The sequence below is a fragment of the Actinokineospora iranica genome, assembly GCF_900101685.1.
In the GTDB taxonomy this organism is placed as follows: domain Bacteria; phylum Actinomycetota; class Actinomycetes; order Mycobacteriales; family Pseudonocardiaceae; genus Actinokineospora; species Actinokineospora iranica.
Genome location: NZ_FMZZ01000017.1, coordinates 23745 through 40368 on the forward strand (window position 1 = coordinate 23745; position 16624 = coordinate 40368).

The window sequence follows — 16624 nt, forward strand, 5'->3', positions numbered from 1 at the left end:
ATGACCGGCACACCGCTCGCGGACCTGGTCGGCCCGAAGATCGGCGCCCTGGTGGCGCAGGGGCACACCCCCGGGGTCGCGGTCGCCGCCGTGCGCGGCGCGGACCGGGTCGTGGTGTGCCGGGGGATCGCCGACCGGGCGACCGGAGCCGCGATCGGCCCGGACACCTCCTTTGAACTGGGCTCGCTGACCAAGACGTGCACCACGCTGCTGCTGGCCAACATGGCGACCCGGGGCGAGGTCGGCTACCACGACCCGATCGCCGAGCACCTGCCGCTGACCGCCCGGCCGCGCGAGCAGGCCGCGGGCCGGATCACGCTGCTCGACCTGGCCACGCACACCTCCGGCCTGCCCAAGCTGCCCGGCAACTTCTACCGCCGCGCCCTGCCGCACTGGCTGACCGACCCGTACGCGCACTACCACCTCGACGACCTGTTCGAGGCCACCGCCCGCCTGCGCCCGCGCAGGCCGCCGGGCACGGGGGTGCGCTACTCCACCTTCGGTGTCGGCCTGCTCGGCCAACTGCTGGCCGCCGCGGCGGGCCGCGACTACCGCGGCCTGGTCACCGAGCGGGTCCTCGACCCGCTGGGCCTGTCCGGGAGCACGTTGGAACCGACCACGGCGACCGCGACCGCGCACCGCCGCGGCAAGGCGCGGCCGCACTGGCACTTCGACGCCCTCGCCCCCGCGGGCGCGTGGTGCGCCACCCCGAACGACCTGCTGCGCTACCTGACCGCGAACATCGAGCCCACGGGCTCCCCGCTCGCCGACGCCATCACCGCGGCCCAGCTTCCCCGCCACCGCAACGGCACGGTCGAGAACTGCCTCGGCTGGTCACGGCGGGCGATGCGCGGGCACATCCTGCTCTGGCACACCGGGGCGACCAGCGGCTCCCTCTGCTTCGTCGGGTTCAGCCCGACCGCGGGCGCGGGCGTCGCGCTGCTGGCCAACGCCGCCCCCACACCTCGCCAGCCGATCCTGCGGGCGGCCCGCAAGCTCTTCGGAAAACTGGTTCCCGAGTACCCCGGGACCGCGCCGTCCGCGGAGCCCACAGCGGAGGAGCAACCCCACCTCTGACAGGACGAAGCGGCGGCCACCCGACACCCACTGACCAGAATCCGCGTCGGTGAGGTCGAGATCGTCGCCGCTTAACGGAGCGGAGACGCCCAAGACACAGCGGTGGGCTTGAGTAGTCCCGGAAGCAGCACTGGCTGTAGGAGGTCCACGCACCTCAGGCCGGTCAAGCGGCGGGCTCGCGGGCCATCGGCGAGCCGCGGCCTGCGCGGCGGACGACGATTCGAGTCGGGGGTGGGCAGTGGTCGAGGCGCTGTACGGGGTGGCCCGCTGGGTCGCGTTCCTGGGGTTCGCGCTCGTCGTCGGCTCGGCGTTCTTCACGGTCGCGTGCTGGCCCGCTGGCGCGGCCCACCGGGTGGTGCGCGCGCTGCTGTGGGGCGGCTGGGGCGTGCTGCTGGCCGCCACCCTGGCGAGTCTCGCGCTGTACGGGCCCTATGTCCTGGCCGCGCCGCTGGGCGACGCGCTGAGCCCGGCGCTGCTGTCGGAGACGGCGGCCACGCCGCAGGGCACGGCGCTGCTGACCCGGGTGCTGCTGCTGTGCCTGGCCGCCGGGTTCGTCAAGGTCCTGCTCGCCCGCGCCGCGCCCCTCGGGCAGATCGGGCGGCGGCGGGCCGCCCTCGGGGTGCTGGCGGGCGCTGCCGCGCTGGCGGCGACATGGAGCGCGGTCACCCACAGCGCCGCCCGCTCCGACGGTGCGCTCGCGCTGCCGCTGGACATGGCGCACCTGGTCGCGATGGGGGTGTGGCTGGGCGGGGTGGTCGTGCTCGTCGGGGTCGTCCTGGCCGTGCGGGACCCCGAGGTGATGCGCGCGGCGCTGCCGCCGTTCTCGAAGGCGGCCCTGATCAGCGTCGCGGTCCTCGCCGTGACCGGCCTGTACACCGGCTGGCGGCAGGTGGAGACGCTGCCCGCGCTGGTGAGCACCGGCTACGGCGAACTGCTGCTGCTCAAGGTGTCCCTCGTCGCGGCCATCGTCGGGATCGCTGTGGCCGCCCGCTCGTGGGTCGGCAAGCACCTCAGGGCCCCCGTCGCGGCGGGCGACCGCAAGCGGCCCCGCGGCCCCGGCCGGAGCGAGACCGGCCGGTTCCGCGCCTGGGTGGCCGCCGAGGCGGGCATCGGCCTGGTGGTGCTGGCCGTCACCTCGGTCCTGGTCAACTTCGAGCCCGCGCACGTGGCCTACGCCCGTGCCCAGGCCGAGCGGGCCTTCGCCGAGCAGGCGGGTCTGGTCAAGCCCGCGTCGGCCAACGCCCCGGTCGCCGAGGCCCCGGTGTCGGTCCAGCTCCCCTTCGACGGCGCCATCGGAGCGACCGGGCAGGGCGTGGTGAGCGTCGTGGTCACCCCGGCCAAGGTGGGCGCGAACACCTTCCACATCGGCGTGTTCACCCTCCAGGGCACCCCCCGCTCGGTCACCGGGATGCTCGGCGAGATGAGCCTGTCCGGCGGCACGGCGCCACCGGTGCCGCTGACCATCGCCTACGGCGGCCCTGGCCACTACATCGCCGAGAACGTCACGCTGCCGACCGCGGGCCAGTGGCAGCTCAAGCTCATCCTCCGGGTCGCCAAGGACAACGCGGCGGGCGTCACCAGCGTGATCACCGTCCGCTGAGCCGACTGGTCCGCACAGGGCCAGCTAGTCCACCTAGGACAGAGCGGTCATCATGCCCGCCTCGCCGTGGTAGGCGTTGTGGCAGTGCGGCATCCACCGGCCGGGGCTGTCGGCCCTGGAAGTCGACCTCGACCATCTGTCCAGGTAGGACGATCAGGGTGTCCTCGCGCGGCCTGCGCCCGGCCCGTTCAGCGTGATCTCGCGCGTCACGTCCGGGGCGAGCGGTTCCGGGCCGCTCCAGGCCCGGTTTCCGCTCATTCCCGCCCGGAGTCGCCGCTGAACCGCCGGGCGGCGAGCAACCCGAGCGCGAGCAGCACGGCCGCGCCCGCGATCCACACCCACACCGGCACGCCGCCGCTCTCGGCGGGGGCCCGCTGGGCGGCCGGGGCCTGCTCCGGCACCGCCGCCGCGCTCGACGCCGAGGTCTCGGCGGCGCTGGGCGCCGTCGGCGGGACCGACTCGGTGCCTGCGACCGGGGGCGGGGTGTAGGTGAACCGCACCGCCCCCTTCACCGGGTGCCCGTCACCGGACAGGACCCGGTACTCGACCACGTAGTCGCCCGCCGGACCGGTCGTCTGGACCGGCACGGTCAGCGTCCCGTCCTGCGCGGTGATCTCGCCGAGGCCCCACCGCGCCCCACTGGGGCCGGACACCGTGACGGTGCTGAGCTTGGCCTGCATCGGGTCGGTGAAGGTGAGCTTGATCGCCTCCGGCGCGGCCGTGACCAGCGCGCCCTCGGCGGGTGTGCTGCTGATCAGCCGGGTGTGGGCCAGCGCCGGACTCGCGCCGGCGACCAGGGCGAGCACAGCCAGTACCAGCGCGAGCGACAGTCGCCTCACGTCTAAGCTCCTCGGGAAGACGGGGGAGAGTTCCACAACGGCCGCGCCGACCGCCGGCCCCGCCGTCGAGCCAAACCTAGGTGGGCGAACACCGTCCCGGCGCGTCCGTGCGCACCTTGTACCGCAGCCGTAACCGGTCGGTAACGGCGCGGGCAGGCGGCGCGGCCCCGGTCACTCCACAAAGGACAGGCGAGCGGTCAGTACGCGTTCGCGCGGGCGCGGTACGTCTCGGCGACCGTCGCGCCGGAGGCCTCGGGGTAGGAGATCCGGTCGGCCACGCCGTCGGAGGTGTACCGCTGCGCGGGCGCGGCGGCGATCTTGTCCAGCCACACCGTCGAGCCGAACTCGGCCTCCGTGCCCGTGGGCCCCTGCGAGCGGATGCGCGGAATCCGCAGCGGGTCGAACTCCGCCGAGTACGGCGACCGCGCCGGGTTCGCACCGACGAGCAACGCCGCCCGGTAGTGGTACTCGACGCCGTCCGCGCTGCCGTTCAGCGCGAGCGCGGGGTCGCGCGGGTGGATCCCGAACGGCAGCGAGATCGACAGCGGCGCGCCGCCCGCCGCCCGGATGGCCTGGTCGCCCTGGACGATCGCGCGCTGGGCGGCCTCCGCGGAGATGGTGCGCAGGTTCGAGTGCGACAGGGTGTGGTTGCCGATCTCCATGCCGTTCTTGCGCAGCCACAGCAGGGTCTTGCGGCCGCCCGGGTCGCCGAACGGGTCGCCGTTGACGTAGAAGCTGCCGACGCCGCGGAACTCCGGGTGCGCCGCGGCCACCTCGCGCAGGATCGCGGCCGCGGTGTCCGGGGCAGGCTCGCCCTCCGGGGTCAGCGTGAGCTGGGTGGGGTCGCCGTCGTCGAAGGTCAGCACCACCGGGTGCTTGCCCGCCGGGATGTCGATGTCCCCGGTGGCGTACTGGGCGACCGTCACGGTCACGTAGCCCTCGTTGGCCAGCCGCTCCAACTCCGCCCGGAAGTCAGCGGGCGTGCGGTCGAAGACGCTGGTGGGCTGGGCGATGATCCGGTGGTACATGAGCACCGGCACCTGGCCAAGCTCGTTCGCCGCGACCGCCTGCGGCTCCGGCGGCGGCGGGCTCGTCGGGACGCTGGCGACCGGCTCGGCGGCCGAGGCGTTCGCGGCGGGCTGGTTGGCCGGTGGGTCGCCGGACCCGGAACCCCCGCAGGCCGCCGTCAACGCCACCAGAGCGGCGGCGGCCAACACCCGCTCGGCTCGGGCGATCGGAGTTCTGGTCACCTCTCCACCGTCAACCGGCGCGCCGGTCGCCGCAACGCGGGAGACCCGAAAGTATGACTTGTGGTTATCACCGCCGCGCCGGGGGAATGACAAGGGGAAACGCGCCAGTGGAGGGACGTCACGTGGGACTTCAAGTGGGCCGTAGACGGACTCTGGTCTTGGTGGCCATCGGACTGCTCGTCACCCTGGCGATCGCGGCGCCCATCGGCGTGCGCGCCATGTCCGCCGCCGAACCGGTCGTCACCGGAATCGATGACGGCGCGACGGTGAACACCGACGCCCTGCGCGCGCTCAGCGTCCGAGCCCCCGAGGGCAAGGACATCTCCCAGGTCCAGCTGCTGCTCGACGGCGCGCCCGTGCAGACCCGCCGCGACGGCGACCGGCTGCTGCTCGCCGACCCGGCCCTGCCCGACGGCGCGCACACCCTGACCGCGCTCGTGCCGGAGAAGATGATGCCCGACCGCGAGGTCACCATGGCCTTCACCGTCGACGGCACGGCACCGACCCTGTCGGTGGACCCGGCCGCGGTCACCGATCTGCGCAAGCCCTTCACCTTGCAGGGCAAGGCGACCGGGGCCACAGTCCTGACCGCCGACGACCAAGCGGTGCCGCTGGACGGCGACGGCGCGTTCTCCCTGAAACTCCCGCACGCGCCCGGCAAGGTCCAGCTGGCCGCCCGCGACGACGCGGGCAACAGCGTCAAGCAGGAGTTCATGGTGCCGGTGCGCCACCCGGGGATGCGCGGCGTGCACATGACCGCCATCGCCTGGTCGTCGCCCGCCCTGCGCGACCCGGTGCTGCAGATGGCGCGGGACAAGCGGATCGACACCATCCAGCTGGACATCAAGGACGAGAGCGGCGAGGTCGGCTACCAGTCCCAGGTGCCGCTGGCGAAGGAGATCGGCTCCACCCGCGGCCACTACGACGCCAAGGCCGTCATCGACCAGCTGCACGCCGAGGGCATCCGGGTGGTCGGCAGGCTCGTCGCCTTCCGCGACCCGATCCTGGCCAAGGCGTCCTGGACCTCCGGCAAGAACGACCGGGTGATCCAGACCCGCGACGGCAGGCCGTGGTCGGGCTCCTACGGCGAGTACGCGTTCACCAACTTCGCCAACCCCGACGTCATCTCCTACAACATCGGCCTGGCCACCGAGGCGGCCGAACTCGGCTTCGACGACATCCTGTTCGACTACATCCGCCGCCCGGAAGGCGACCTGGCCCAGATGAAGATCCCGGGCCTGCAGGTCACCCCGGAGCAGGCGATCACCAACTTCCTCGCCAAGAGCCGCGAGGAAGTGCGCGAGCGCGGAGCCTTCCTCGGCGCCTCGGTCTTCGGCATCGCCGCCACCCGCCCCGGCCCGGTGGCCCAGGACATACCCACCATGGCCCCGCACGTGGACTACATCTCCCCCATGGTCTACCCGTCCCACTGGGGCCCGGGCGAGTACGGGGTGCCGCAGCCGGAGTCGCAGCCCTACGACATCGTGGTGCGGTCGCTGGCCGACTTCGCCGCCAAGGTCGAGGGCTCCGACACCCAGATCATCCCGTGGCTCCAGGCGTTCAACCTGCGCAAGGCCTACGGCCCGGCCGAGGTGCAGGCCCAGATCAAGGCGTCCCAGGAGAACGGGATGCAGTCCTTCCTGTTGTGGAACGCGGGCTGCCGCTACGACAACGCGGGCCTGGAGCCCAAGCCGTGACCCGACAGACGGGATAGCCGAGACAGGACGAGATAGACAGACGAGACAGCGGAGGGGCCGGGACATTCCCGGCCCCTCCGCTCGTCCCCGTCCTCCCCCAACCCCTTCTCGTCCCCGATCACTTCTCGCCCCTCATCCATCTCGCCCCCTTGTTTACTTCTCGCCCCTCCAACGTCGTCCCCCGAACCCCCTGGCCCAGCCACTCCCCCCATCTCAAACCACCGTTGCCCTTCGGCCCCCACAACGCGCCCCCGCCCACCAGCGGTGCGCTCCCGGGGCACCGCCGTTCGCCCCACTTCACACAGGCACGGTCGCCATCTCCTACCCGTCCAGGGGCCCGCGGCCGGTCGGCTCAGCGGAGTCCGTGCCCCTTGTCCGGCCCGGCCTGGGAGCCGTACTGCTCGTCCGCCCGCACCGGACTCCGGCGCAAGCCCGGACGGACGTTCCTCGCGCACAAGGACAGGCGGGCTCGGGGATGGCTATCACCCGAACCCGCCTGAGTACCAGTTGTCGTGCTATATCGGATCTAGTTGTGGTTATCGGATCTCGCTGTGGTTATCGAATCTGTTCTCCTGGTTCAGCCGTGGTTGCTGATGAGGGTGGTGGTCTCGGAGCCCACGTTGTTCACCGACACGACGTTGCCGTGCGTGCCGTTGTTGGAGACGACCGTGACGTTCTCCTCGCCCTCGCCGTTGTAGACGGAGGTGAGGTTGTCGTCGCTGCTGTTGTTGCTGACGACGGTGACGGCCTCGGCGGCGCCCTCGTTGTGGACGACGGTGGCGTTGTCCTCGCTCGCGAAGTTGCTCACGACCGTGGTGGCGCCGTCCGACTCGTCGTTCTCGACCGCGGTGTAGTTGTGGTCGGCCTCGTAGTTGCTCACAACCGTGGCGGTGTCGTCGGACTCATTGGTCGCGACGGTGGTGACGTTCCCGTCAGCCTCTTCGTTCGACACGAAGACGTGGTTGTCGTCCGAGGCGTAGGTCGCGATCTCGGTGTCGTTCGCGTCCGCGTCGTCGTTGACGACAGTGATGTCGTTGTAGTCGGACTCGGCGGTCGCGATCTCGGTGCAGTTGTCGTCAGCGTCGTCGGCGACCACGGCGATGTCGTTGCCGTCGGCCTCGTAGGTCGCGATCTCGGTGTAGTTGTCGTCAGCGTCGTCGGCGACCACGGCGATGTCGTTGAAGTCGGCCTCGTAGCTTTCGATCTCGGTGACGTTGCCCTCGGCCTCGTCGCTGACCACGGCGATGTCGTTGAAGTCGGCGTCCGCGTTGTAGATGCTGGTCGCGTTGTTCTCGGACTCTTCACTGGCGACAACGATCTCGTTGTAGTCCGAGTCCTGGTTGTAGATCTCGGTGGCGTTGCCCTCGGACTCGTCGTTGTAGGCGACGATCTCGTTCTCGTCCGAGAGGTAGTTGGCGATGGCGGTGTCGTTGTTGTCGGATTCCTCGTTGACGACACCGATCACGTTGTTGTCGGATTCCTCGTTGTACACCGCGACGTCGTTGTCGTCGGACTCTTCGTTGACAACGAAGATCTCGTTCTCCTCGGAGCCCTCGTTCATGACCTGGACGAGGTTCTCGACGCCATCGTTGTAGACGTCGACCCAGTTGTCGCTGCCCCAGAACTCTTCCGCGTCCTCGTCAGCGAGCAGGTCCTCGGTGAAGACGTACTCGGCGTCGTCAATGATCAGCTCTTCGGACTCGACCTCGTCCGAGTAAACCAGCTCGGAGCCCTCGGTGCCGTACTCGTCGGATTCCTCGTCCTGGGAGTACGCGCTGTTCGAGTGGCCGCCCTCGTCCCCGTCCTCATCCGAGTAGCCGTGGTCGGAGTCGTCGCCCTCGTCCTCGTCGTCATCGGAGTAGGCGTTGTTCGAGTGGTTCGAGTGGTCGCCCTCGTCCCCGTCCTCATCCGAGTAGCCGTGGTCCGAGTGGTCGCCCTCGTCCTCGTCGTCATCGGAGTAGGCGTTGTTCGAGTGGTTCGAGTGGTTCGAGTGGCCGCCCTCGTCCTCGTCCTCATCGGAGTAGGCGTTGTTCGAGTGGTTCGAGTGGTCGCCCTCGTCCCCGTCCTCATCCGAGTAGCCGTGGTCCGAGTGGTCGCCCTCGTCCTCGTCGTCATCGGAGTAGGCGTTGTTCGAGTGGTTCGAGTGGCCGCCCTCGTCCTCGTCCTCATCGGAGTAGGCGTTGTCCGAGTGGTCCGACTCGTCGCCCTCGGACTCGTCCTCATCCGAGTAGCCGTGGTCCGAGTGGTCGCCCTCGTCCTCGTCGTCATCGGAGTAGGCGTTGTTCGAGTGGTTCGAGTGGCCGCCCTCGTCCTCGTCCTCATCGGAGTAGGCGTTGTCCGAGTGGTCCGACTCGTCGCCCTCGGACTCGTCCTCGTCGGAGTACGCGTCCTCGTCGTCGGACTCTTCGTCGTCCACCAGGACGATGTGGTCGGACTCCTCGTCGTCGAGAAGGTCCTCGTCGTCCTCGTCGTCGTCATCGTCATCGTCGTCGTCGAGGTGCCCGAGACCCGGGTATCCGTCATAAAGCACGTCGAACACATCTGACCAGAAGAAGCCTTCCGCTTCTTCTGTGGTGGCGTTTGGGTCGTGGTCTCGAGGAACCGCTTCTGCTGAGCCCGTTGAGAAGGGCAATACGAAGGCGAGCGCTAGGGCCGTCGCCGCTTTCGAAACCCATCGATCGAAGATCACCGATCGCTTCCTTCCTTGTCGAAGACCCACAAGTCATCTCGACCCGCGGATAGGACCAGCCATAGTGGCCTGACCCTGTATTAAAGGTAACCAATCACAGACCCCCTGCCGGGTGGATCAGTGGCTCTTTCGAGGGTCCCCCGAGAACCCTGGTCATCTCATTCTTGCGGCCCTAAACACGGAAAGCGAGACACCTCAACGTCAACAGTTCACCACTTATGATCCACGCCCGTGGGATAAGCGAAGGAATCCGACTTCACACCGTGACATGCACGTGCGGCAATATGCCGACAAGTCGACAGAACGAGCGGAGGCGATCACGCCCGTCATGAAGATCTAAGCATGGTCATCGATCATCGAACCGCACTCGCATCGGCGCGTCTCGTCCTACTTTCGGGTTATATCAAGGGAGATCGCGCATAACCCGGAAAAGATCCACAATCGGAGCGGCGCGTGTGCCGATCAGCCACAGTGGACAGTGCGGGATTCACACGCCCCGAACCCGGCCGGGCCGCGGCACCGCCGACACCGGGAGAGAACGACTCTGGGACTCGATCGCCGACCGCCAGAACGCGTGGCGAGAATCCGGTGGCATCGTCGCGGCCGGGGCGAGCGACACTCGCGGATCGACGCAGGCCGCGAAAGAAGACAAGAGATGCCCTGGAAACAGCAAAACGATGGCGTGGTGCCCACTGGGTTCAGTGCGCACCACGCCATCTTCACAACGGTCTACCAAGAAGAACGCGCTGACCACAGATCGGTGCGGTCGGCATGAATTCCGGGAGCGTAGTTCTCCCGTTTTCTCGCATCAGCCCTACGACATGCGGTGATGTCCAGCTTCCGCTTTCACGTCCCTCGGGATCGACTCAGTCCTTCTGGTCGTCGTTCCCCTGGTTGATGCCCTCGCTGGCGCAGATCTCGCCGGTGGCGGCACCCTGCTCGGTCTCCGCACCCGGGGACAGCAACGGGATGGCGATGTTGTTCAGGGCGTCCTCGATCTCGATCGCGAGGACGTTGATGTGGCAGACGTTGATCGGGATGTTGGTGTTGTTCAGGTTGACCAGACCAAGCTGCTCGTAAGCCTCGTCCTGGTCCTGCGCGTCGACCTCGACATCTCCGCTGTGCGGCGGGTAGTAGTCGTCGCCCGTGCCGGTGGCCGACGCCACGCCGCCGAGCATCAGCATTCCGGCTGCGGTGCCTGCCACAACCGCGCCAAGCTTCTTGATGAACACGAAGATCTCCTTACCAAGCGGTGCTTGTCACATCATCAGGGCAGTCACGGATCGCCATATCGGAAGACACCCCTGAATCCCAGGGCGAACCGCGACTGAACGAAACCTACCGGGTCTCTCTTCACCGAATCCACCTCGTCACACCATCGTGTATTTGTCACGTCCAGTGCGAAGTGGGGTCACCCGATCGAGTTGCATAGGACCCACTCAACCCCGGCTCCACACCTCCCCAAACCGGGAAATTGGCCACGGAGAGTCGCTTTTCGGCCATCGAGATCGTCGACTTTCAGGATCTCACACAACCATAAGGACCGCTAAAATAACGCCGATAAACTGCCGCGAAACTGTGCCCAACACTCGAAAACATACCGGGTATCGACCATTGTCGACACGGCCCTACACGCCCATCAAGCATGGTCTGACCTGCGAAAACCTTTACCAACAACCGAATCTTCATACTCTCCCGACCGCGCAGACGCATCGATCAACAGGCTGGCAACCTCAGGCTGACCGAGAAGAGATCACCTGCGGGCACGACCAACATCGTCGTTCTTCGACAGCGGAGATCCAATTCAGGCCATCCGAACCGTCCACTCAAGACTTTTTCACCCAACCATTTGCTCACCGTCGCTAGATCACACCAACGAGTGAGGGGGTGATCATCTACCGGGTGATCTACGCGCCGAAGAACATCAGCACAGAGTTGCCCCATGATCGAAAGATGATCACCTCAGCCCGGTCCCTGGCTTCCCGTCCGAGCCAGAGACGGGGGGCGGCCACGCGATCCGCGGCGGCCACCGGGCCCAGGGCCGTCGAACGACCCGCCATTCGCGCGGGCTACGCCTGCCCCTGGAACGCGCGAACCCGGTTCGCGGGCCACGCGCGCCACCGTACTCGGGAATCGCGTGATCACGACTCGCCATTTCGTCACACGATCAGGGGGTTTTCTGCTCGATCAGTTGATCTCTTTGTCACCGAATCCCAGGCGGAACGGAGTCAAGCGGCATTCCCACATACTTCTTCCGAGATCATTGACCTGCGTTCGTACACTTTCGCCGCCGTCGGGGATCGCGGAGTCACCGCCGATGGGCAAGCCGAAGCTTCGGGAGGGTTTTGCGGGTGCTCGGTTACATCGAACTCGTCGCGTCCACGCTGATGTACGGCTTGGGCGTCGTCGCGCAAAGCGTCGCGGCACGGCGCTCGACAACGCGATCCGGAGCGGATCTGGGCCTACTGGTCCGGCTCGCGTCGGACCGGCTCTACCTGCTGGGTTTCGCGGGCCAGGTGGCCGGGTTCGTGCTCGCCTTCTTCGCCAGGGCCTCGCTTCCGCTGTACCTGGTGCAGGCCGGGTCCTCCGCGGCGGTCGGCGTCGCCGCGGTGTTCGGCGCGCTGGTCCTGGGCTGGCGGGTGCGGCCAGCGGAGGTCGCCGTGCTGGTCATGATGGCCCTCGGGCTCATCCTCCTGGTCGGCGCGTCGACCCCGTCGGTGGCCGACGACGTCTCGGGCAGACTCGGCCTGGCGCTGCTCGCCGTGCTGGTGGTCGGCGCCCTGCTGATCGTCCCCGCGTCCCGCGCGCGCTCCTCGGTCCCGTTGGCCGTCCTCGCGGGCGTGCAGTTCTCCGTGGTGGCGATCACCAGCCGGTCGCTCGCGGACGGCTCGCTCGCCGACCTGCCGCTCGACCCGCTGGCCTGGCTGCTGGTCCTGTCCGCGGTGGCGGGCCAGGCGTCGCTGATCTTCGCCCTGCAGCGCGGCCCGGCCACGTCGTCGGTGGCATCGATGGACGCCACCAGCGTCGTGCTCGCCTCGGTCACCGGCCTCGCCGTGCTGGGCGACCAGGTCGCCGCGGGCCGCCAGTGGTGGGTCATGCTCGGGCTCGCCCTGGTCGTCCTGGGGGTGCTGATCTTCGGCTCGGTGCTGCGCTGGGCATCGCCGCTGACCGTCACCGAACCCCAGGAGGCGGTGTGAATCCCGCGAGCCCGTTGCCCCCGGCCAGTGTCTCGCTCGACCTGGACAACCTCTGGGCCTATCTGAAGACGCACGGCGACCCAGAGTGGGAGCGGCGGCCGAGCTTCCTGCCGACCGCCGTGCCGCGCCTGCTGGAACTGCTCGGCGAGAACGGCGTGGCCACCACCGTCTTCGTGGTGGGCGCCGACGCCGAGCGCGAGGACGGCGCGAAGGCCGTCGCCGAGATCACCGCCGCGGGCCACGAGGTGGCCAACCACTCCTACGGGCACGAGCCCTGGCTGCACCGGTACTCGCGGCGGCAGCTGGAGAACGAGCTGGTCCGCACCGAGAACGCGATCGTCGCGGCTGGCGCGCCCCGGCCGGTGGGGTTCCGCGGTCCCGGCTACAGCGTGTCCCGGATGCTGTTGAAGCTGCTCATCGAGCGGGGCTACGCCTACGACGCGAGCACGCTGCCCACCTGGATCGGGCCGCTCGCCCGCGCGTACCACAACCGCGGAACGACTGCCACCGAGGGAAGCCGCGGCCGCGAAGACCTGTTCGGCGGGTTCTCCCGGGTGGCCGCGCCGATCCATCCTTACCGGTGGGGCGACAGCGACCTGGTGGAGTTGCCGGTCACCACGATGCCCCTGGCCCGGGTGCCGATCCACGGGTCCTACCTGCTGTGGCTGCACGGGCTGGCGCCGAAGGCGGCGAAGGCGTACTTCGCCGCCGCGCTGCGACTGTGCCGGGCGCGCGGCGTCGCGCCGTCGCTGCTGCTGCACCCGACCGACGTCCTCGACGGCGCCGAGGCCCCCGGCATGGAGTTCTTCCCCGGCATGACCGTGCCCGGCGCGCGCAAGGCCGAGCTGCTGGGCTGGGTGCTCGCCGCGCTGCGCCGGCACTACGAGGTGGTCGGCACCGGCGAGCACGTGCGGCGGCTGCGGGCGGCCGGGCTGGACCGGGCGCGCGGCCTCGACCGCTGCGGACCGGGCAGATGACTGTCCACACGGGGCAGAGCGACGCGCTCGCGGCCGGTCTGCTGCGGTCTTCCGCGTGCGCGGTCGTGGCGACGGCCCCGGTCGAGGGCTATCTGATGGCCCTGCACCCGCACCTGGCCAAGGCGCCCGCCGCGGTGCTGGCGACCACCTGGGTGGTGGTGCGCGTGCGGCAGCGCAGGCTGCCCGCGCCGCACCCGGCGCACGTCGTGCTCGCCGTGCTCGCGGTCGTCCTGCTCAGCACCTCGGCGGTGCACGCCGCCGAGCCGTTCAGCACGCAGTACCTGCTGCGGTGGCTGCCTTTCCTGGCCATCACGGTGATCCTGGTGGACGTGGCCGCCCGCGAGGCGCCGGTCAGGACCCTGCTCGCCGCCGCCGTCGGCGGGGCGGCCGTCGCCGGGGCGGGCGCGCTCTACAGCATGGCCGCGCTCGGCGAGTCGAGGGCGACCGGGCCGCTGGAGGACCCGAACGACCTCGCCTATGTCCTGGTCGCGGCGCTGCCGCTGACGCTCGCCCTGCTGCCGCCCTGCTCCCGGTCCGGCGCGCGCCGGACCCTGGTGGCCGTGGTCGCCGCGGTCCTGGTCCTCGGGGCCGCGGCGACATTCTCCCGCGGCGGCGCCCTCGCCGCGCTGGCCGCGGTCGGCTGGCTGCTGCTGCGCCGGACGCTGCGGGCGCGGGCGGTGGCCATGGCCGTGCTCGTCATCGGCGCGGCCGGTGTGCTCGGGGCGCTGGCGGCGAGCGAGGGTATTTCCCAGGCGCTGCGGGAGAAAACCTATATCGCCGCGACCAATGTGGACACCCGGGAGCTGCGCTGGGCGGCGGCGGCCCGGATGCTGGCCGAGAACCCGGTGCTCGGGGTCGGCGCGGGCGGTTTCCGCAGCACGTACGCCGCCGCGTCGCACAACGCGGAACTCGACGAGCAGGTCCCGGTCGCGCACAGCATGTACCTGGAGGTCGCCGCCGAACTCGGGCTCCCCGGGCTGGTGTCGTTCCTGGGGCTGGTCGCGGTCGCCATCCTGGCGAGCGAGCGAGTCCTGGCGAGCGAGCGCGGGCCGTGGGCGGGCGAGCGGCGGCTGATGGTCGCGGCGCAGGCGAGCCTGCTCGCCGTTCTCGTCGCGTCGGCTTTCCTGTCGCAGCAGTACTACCTGCCGTTGTGGTTCCTGGTCGCGCTGGTCTGCGCGGCCGACTTGCGTGTCCAAGAAGGACGGAGAGGAGGCGGCCATGCGCGTCTTGCAGGTGATCAGTGAGATGGGCACCGGCGGCGCCGAGGCGCTGGTGGTGGAGATGGTCCGGCGCGGCGCCGACTTCGGCTGGGAGTCCGCGGTCGCCAGCGGGGGCGGGCACCGGGCCGAGCAGGTCCGCGCGGCGGGCGTGCCGACCTTCGACGTCCCGGTCGCGGCACGCACCGCGGTCGGCGTGCTGCGGGCCACCGCGGCCACCCGGCGGGCGCTGCGGCGGTTCGAGCCGGACGTCGTGGTCGCGCACAACGTGTCGGCCACGGCGGTGTCCCGGCTGGCGATGGCCGTCGCCGGGCGGCGGCCGCTGGTGACCGTGTTCCACGGCGTGGCCGAGAGCGACTACCCCGGCACTGCCCGCGTCCTGACGCACGCCGCCGACCGGGTGGTCGCGGTGGCCGCGGTGACGGCGAGCAGGCTGCGGGCCGCCGGTCTGTCCAAACCGGACATCACGGTGATCCGCAACGGAGTCACCCCGGCGCCCGCGGAAAGCGACCAAGCGTCCACTCGGGCCGCGCTCGGCGTCGCGCCCGAGGTCCCGGTGGCGCTGTGCCTGGCCCGGCTGGAACCGCAGAAGCGGCACGACGTCCTGCTGGACGCGTGGGCGCGGCTCGACGGCGACGCGGTCCTGCTGGTCGCGGGCGACGGCAGCCTGCGCGAGCCGCTGGAGCAGCGGTGCGCTGTCCTGGGCCTCGGCGAGCGGGTGCGGTTCCTCGGCGACCGCGGCGACGTGCCCGCGCTGCTGGCCGCCGCCGACATCACCGTGCTGACCAGCGACTGGGAGGGGATGCCGGTCGCCGTCCTGGAGTCGCTGGCCGCCGAGCGGCCGGTGGTCGCCACCGATGTCGACGGCGTGCGCGAGGTCCTCGAACGCGGCGGCGGCACGCTGGTGCCGCGGCGCGACCCGGCCGCGGTGGCCGCCGCCGTGCGCGCGCTGCTGTTCGACGCCGACGCCCGCCGCGCGGCGGCGGCGGCGGGTCTGGCCGTCGTGCGCGCCGACCACGACCCGCACACGCTGATGAAGTCCTACGACGAACTGCTCCGGGCCGCCGTGGCAGGCAGGTCGCGATGACCGCGACGGCGACGAGGCCCGTGGCGGCGGCGAAGGTGACGGCCACGCGGCCGAGCGGGCGACGGGGCGACGGGTTCCGGCAGACCGTCGCGCTGAGCGTGCTGGTCGGCCTCGTCGCCGGGGCGCTCGTGCTCTTCGTGGTGGGGATGCGCAATCCGCTTTACGAGGGGCGGGTCGGCCTGATCGCGAGTCCGGTGTCCGAGCAGTCCGGTTCGGCCGCGCAGTACGGCGAGGTCGTCTCGCTGGTGCTGCCCGCGCTGGTCGAACTCGCCCGGAGCCCGTCGGTCCTGGCCGAGGCCACCTCGCGGGTGCCGGACGGGCCGACCCCGGCGGAACTGGGCGCGAACATCTCGGTCGAACTGGTGCCCGCGTCCGGCCTGGCCCGGCTCTCGGTCCGGGCGCCGTCGGCGGAAGCCGCCGGGGCGCTGGTGTTCGCTCTCGCCGGGGCGATCATCGACGCCGACCTGCTGCAACCGGTGAGCACCCTGCGCCTGCTCGACGACCGGGCCGACCTGACCCGGGTGGCCCCGGACTGGCCGCTGGTGATCGGGCTCGCGCTGGGCGCCGCCGCGGCGGCGGGCGTGGCGACGGCGGTCCTGCGGAACCTGCCGCGGTCCGGGCGGTCGGCGGAAGACGACGCGGTGCGCGCGGCGCTGGAGTCGGCCGGGCTGCGGCCCGCGGCGGTCCTGCGCGGAGACGACCCTCGGCTGGTCGACCGGCTCCAGATGCTGTGCGCGGCGGCGGCCCGCCCGGCGAAGGCGCTCGCCGTGGTCCCGGAACTCGCCGACCGGGCCGAGTCGCTGAACCGGGAACTGGCGGCGAAGGCGGACGGGACAGCCGAGGCCGACCCCGCGGTGATCGCGGTGGCCCGGCGCGGGCGCGGGCCGCAGGACGAGTTGACCGCGACCGTGGGCGTCCTGCCGGAGAACACGGTCTTGGTCGCGGTGGTGCTGACATGACTTCCCTCTGGCGACAACGACACAAAGAAGGACCC

At 70.4% G+C, this 16624-nt stretch carries 13 protein-coding genes; 8 read left to right on the forward strand and 5 right to left on the reverse strand.

Annotated features, from left to right (window positions below; translation table 11 throughout):
* Nucleotides 1-1077: a serine hydrolase domain-containing protein gene (locus BLS56_RS26130; protein ID WP_139191006.1), complete on the forward strand. Its 1077-nt coding sequence runs from the start codon at nucleotides 1-3 to the stop codon at nucleotides 1075-1077.
* Nucleotides 1078-1315: 238 nt separating this feature from the next.
* Nucleotides 1316-2677, forward strand: coding sequence for a copper resistance D family protein (locus tag BLS56_RS26135; RefSeq protein WP_091456121.1), 1362 nt, complete (start codon nucleotides 1316-1318; stop codon nucleotides 2675-2677).
* A gap of 33 nt (nucleotides 2678-2710) precedes the next feature.
* Here the strand turns inward: BLS56_RS26135 and BLS56_RS32580 are convergent, their stop codons facing one another.
* The 3 genes from BLS56_RS32580 to BLS56_RS26150 form a co-directional block, all read right to left on the reverse strand.
* Nucleotides 2711-2770 (reverse strand): hypothetical protein, encoded by a 60-nt coding sequence (locus BLS56_RS32580; RefSeq protein ID WP_228771961.1) that lies wholly within the window; start codon nucleotides 2768-2770, stop codon nucleotides 2711-2713.
* Between the two features lie 161 nt (nucleotides 2771-2931).
* A complete protein-coding gene (locus tag BLS56_RS26145; protein WP_091456123.1) occupies nucleotides 2932-3516 on the reverse strand; it encodes a copper resistance CopC family protein in 585 nt (194 codons plus the stop codon).
* Nucleotides 3517-3713: 197 nt separating this feature from the next.
* Nucleotides 3714-4766, reverse strand: coding sequence for a polysaccharide deacetylase family protein (locus BLS56_RS26150; RefSeq protein ID WP_228771945.1), 1053 nt, complete (start codon nucleotides 4764-4766; stop codon nucleotides 3714-3716).
* 161 nt (nucleotides 4767-4927) lie between these two features.
* On the opposite strand from BLS56_RS26150, the gene BLS56_RS26155 reads away from it, so the two are divergent.
* On the forward strand, nucleotides 4928-6463 hold the full coding sequence (locus tag BLS56_RS26155; protein ID WP_228771946.1) for a putative glycoside hydrolase: 1536 nt from the start codon (nucleotides 4928-4930) through the stop codon (nucleotides 6461-6463).
* A 577-nt stretch (nucleotides 6464-7040) separates the two neighbouring features.
* Here BLS56_RS26155 and BLS56_RS26160 read toward each other — a convergent pair.
* The gene (locus BLS56_RS26160) at nucleotides 7041-8993 is read right to left on the reverse strand and encodes a midas domain-containing protein (RefSeq protein WP_175483054.1); all 1953 of its coding nucleotides are present in this window, start codon (nucleotides 8991-8993) and stop codon (nucleotides 7041-7043) included.
* A 1025-nt stretch (nucleotides 8994-10018) separates the two neighbouring features.
* Nucleotides 10019-10384 carry a hypothetical protein gene (locus tag BLS56_RS26170; protein WP_091456135.1) on the reverse strand — a complete coding sequence of 122 codons (366 nt, stop codon included), beginning with the start codon at nucleotides 10382-10384 and terminating at the stop codon, nucleotides 10019-10021.
* A gap of 1119 nt (nucleotides 10385-11503) precedes the next feature.
* Here BLS56_RS26170 and BLS56_RS26175 point away from each other — a divergent pair.
* The 5 genes from BLS56_RS26175 to BLS56_RS26195 are packed head-to-tail and all read left to right on the forward strand — an operon-like array spanning nucleotide 11504 to nucleotide 16589.
* Nucleotides 11504-12349, forward strand: a complete 846-nt coding sequence (locus BLS56_RS26175; protein ID WP_091456137.1) for a DMT family protein — start codon at nucleotides 11504-11506, stop codon at nucleotides 12347-12349.
* Nucleotides 12346-13326 carry a polysaccharide deacetylase family protein gene (locus tag BLS56_RS26180; protein ID WP_228771947.1) on the forward strand — a complete coding sequence of 327 codons (981 nt, stop codon included), beginning with the start codon at nucleotides 12346-12348 and terminating at the stop codon, nucleotides 13324-13326. Before BLS56_RS26175 ends, BLS56_RS26180 begins: the two co-directional genes overlap by 4 nt.
* Nucleotides 13323-14570, forward strand: coding sequence for an O-antigen ligase family protein (locus BLS56_RS26185; RefSeq protein ID WP_091456298.1), 1248 nt, complete (start codon nucleotides 13323-13325; stop codon nucleotides 14568-14570). The genes BLS56_RS26180 and BLS56_RS26185 overlap by 4 nt, the downstream gene beginning before the upstream one ends.
* Nucleotides 14545-15630: a glycosyltransferase gene (locus BLS56_RS26190; RefSeq protein ID WP_091456139.1), complete on the forward strand. Its 1086-nt coding sequence runs from the start codon at nucleotides 14545-14547 to the stop codon at nucleotides 15628-15630. Before BLS56_RS26185 ends, BLS56_RS26190 begins: the two co-directional genes overlap by 26 nt.
* Nucleotides 15627-16589 (forward strand): YveK family protein, encoded by a 963-nt coding sequence (locus BLS56_RS26195; RefSeq protein WP_228771948.1) that lies wholly within the window; start codon nucleotides 15627-15629, stop codon nucleotides 16587-16589. The genes BLS56_RS26190 and BLS56_RS26195 overlap by 4 nt, the downstream gene beginning before the upstream one ends.
* The last annotated feature ends 35 nt before the right edge of the window (nucleotides 16590-16624 follow it).

Excerpts from the sequence above, each read along its gene's own strand:
- BLS56_RS26130 (WP_139191006.1), top strand. The coding sequence starts at position 1 with ATGACCGGCACACCGCTCGCGGACCTGGTCGGCCCGAAGATCGGCGCC.
- BLS56_RS26190 (WP_091456139.1), top strand. The coding sequence starts at position 14,545 with ATGCGCGTCTTGCAGGTGATCAGTGAGATGGGCACCGGCGGCGCCGAG.
- BLS56_RS26185 (WP_091456298.1), top strand. The coding sequence starts at position 13,323 with ATGACTGTCCACACGGGGCAGAGCGACGCGCTCGCGGCCGGTCTGCTG.
- BLS56_RS26195 (WP_228771948.1), top strand. The coding sequence starts at position 15,627 with ATGACCGCGACGGCGACGAGGCCCGTGGCGGCGGCGAAGGTGACGGCC.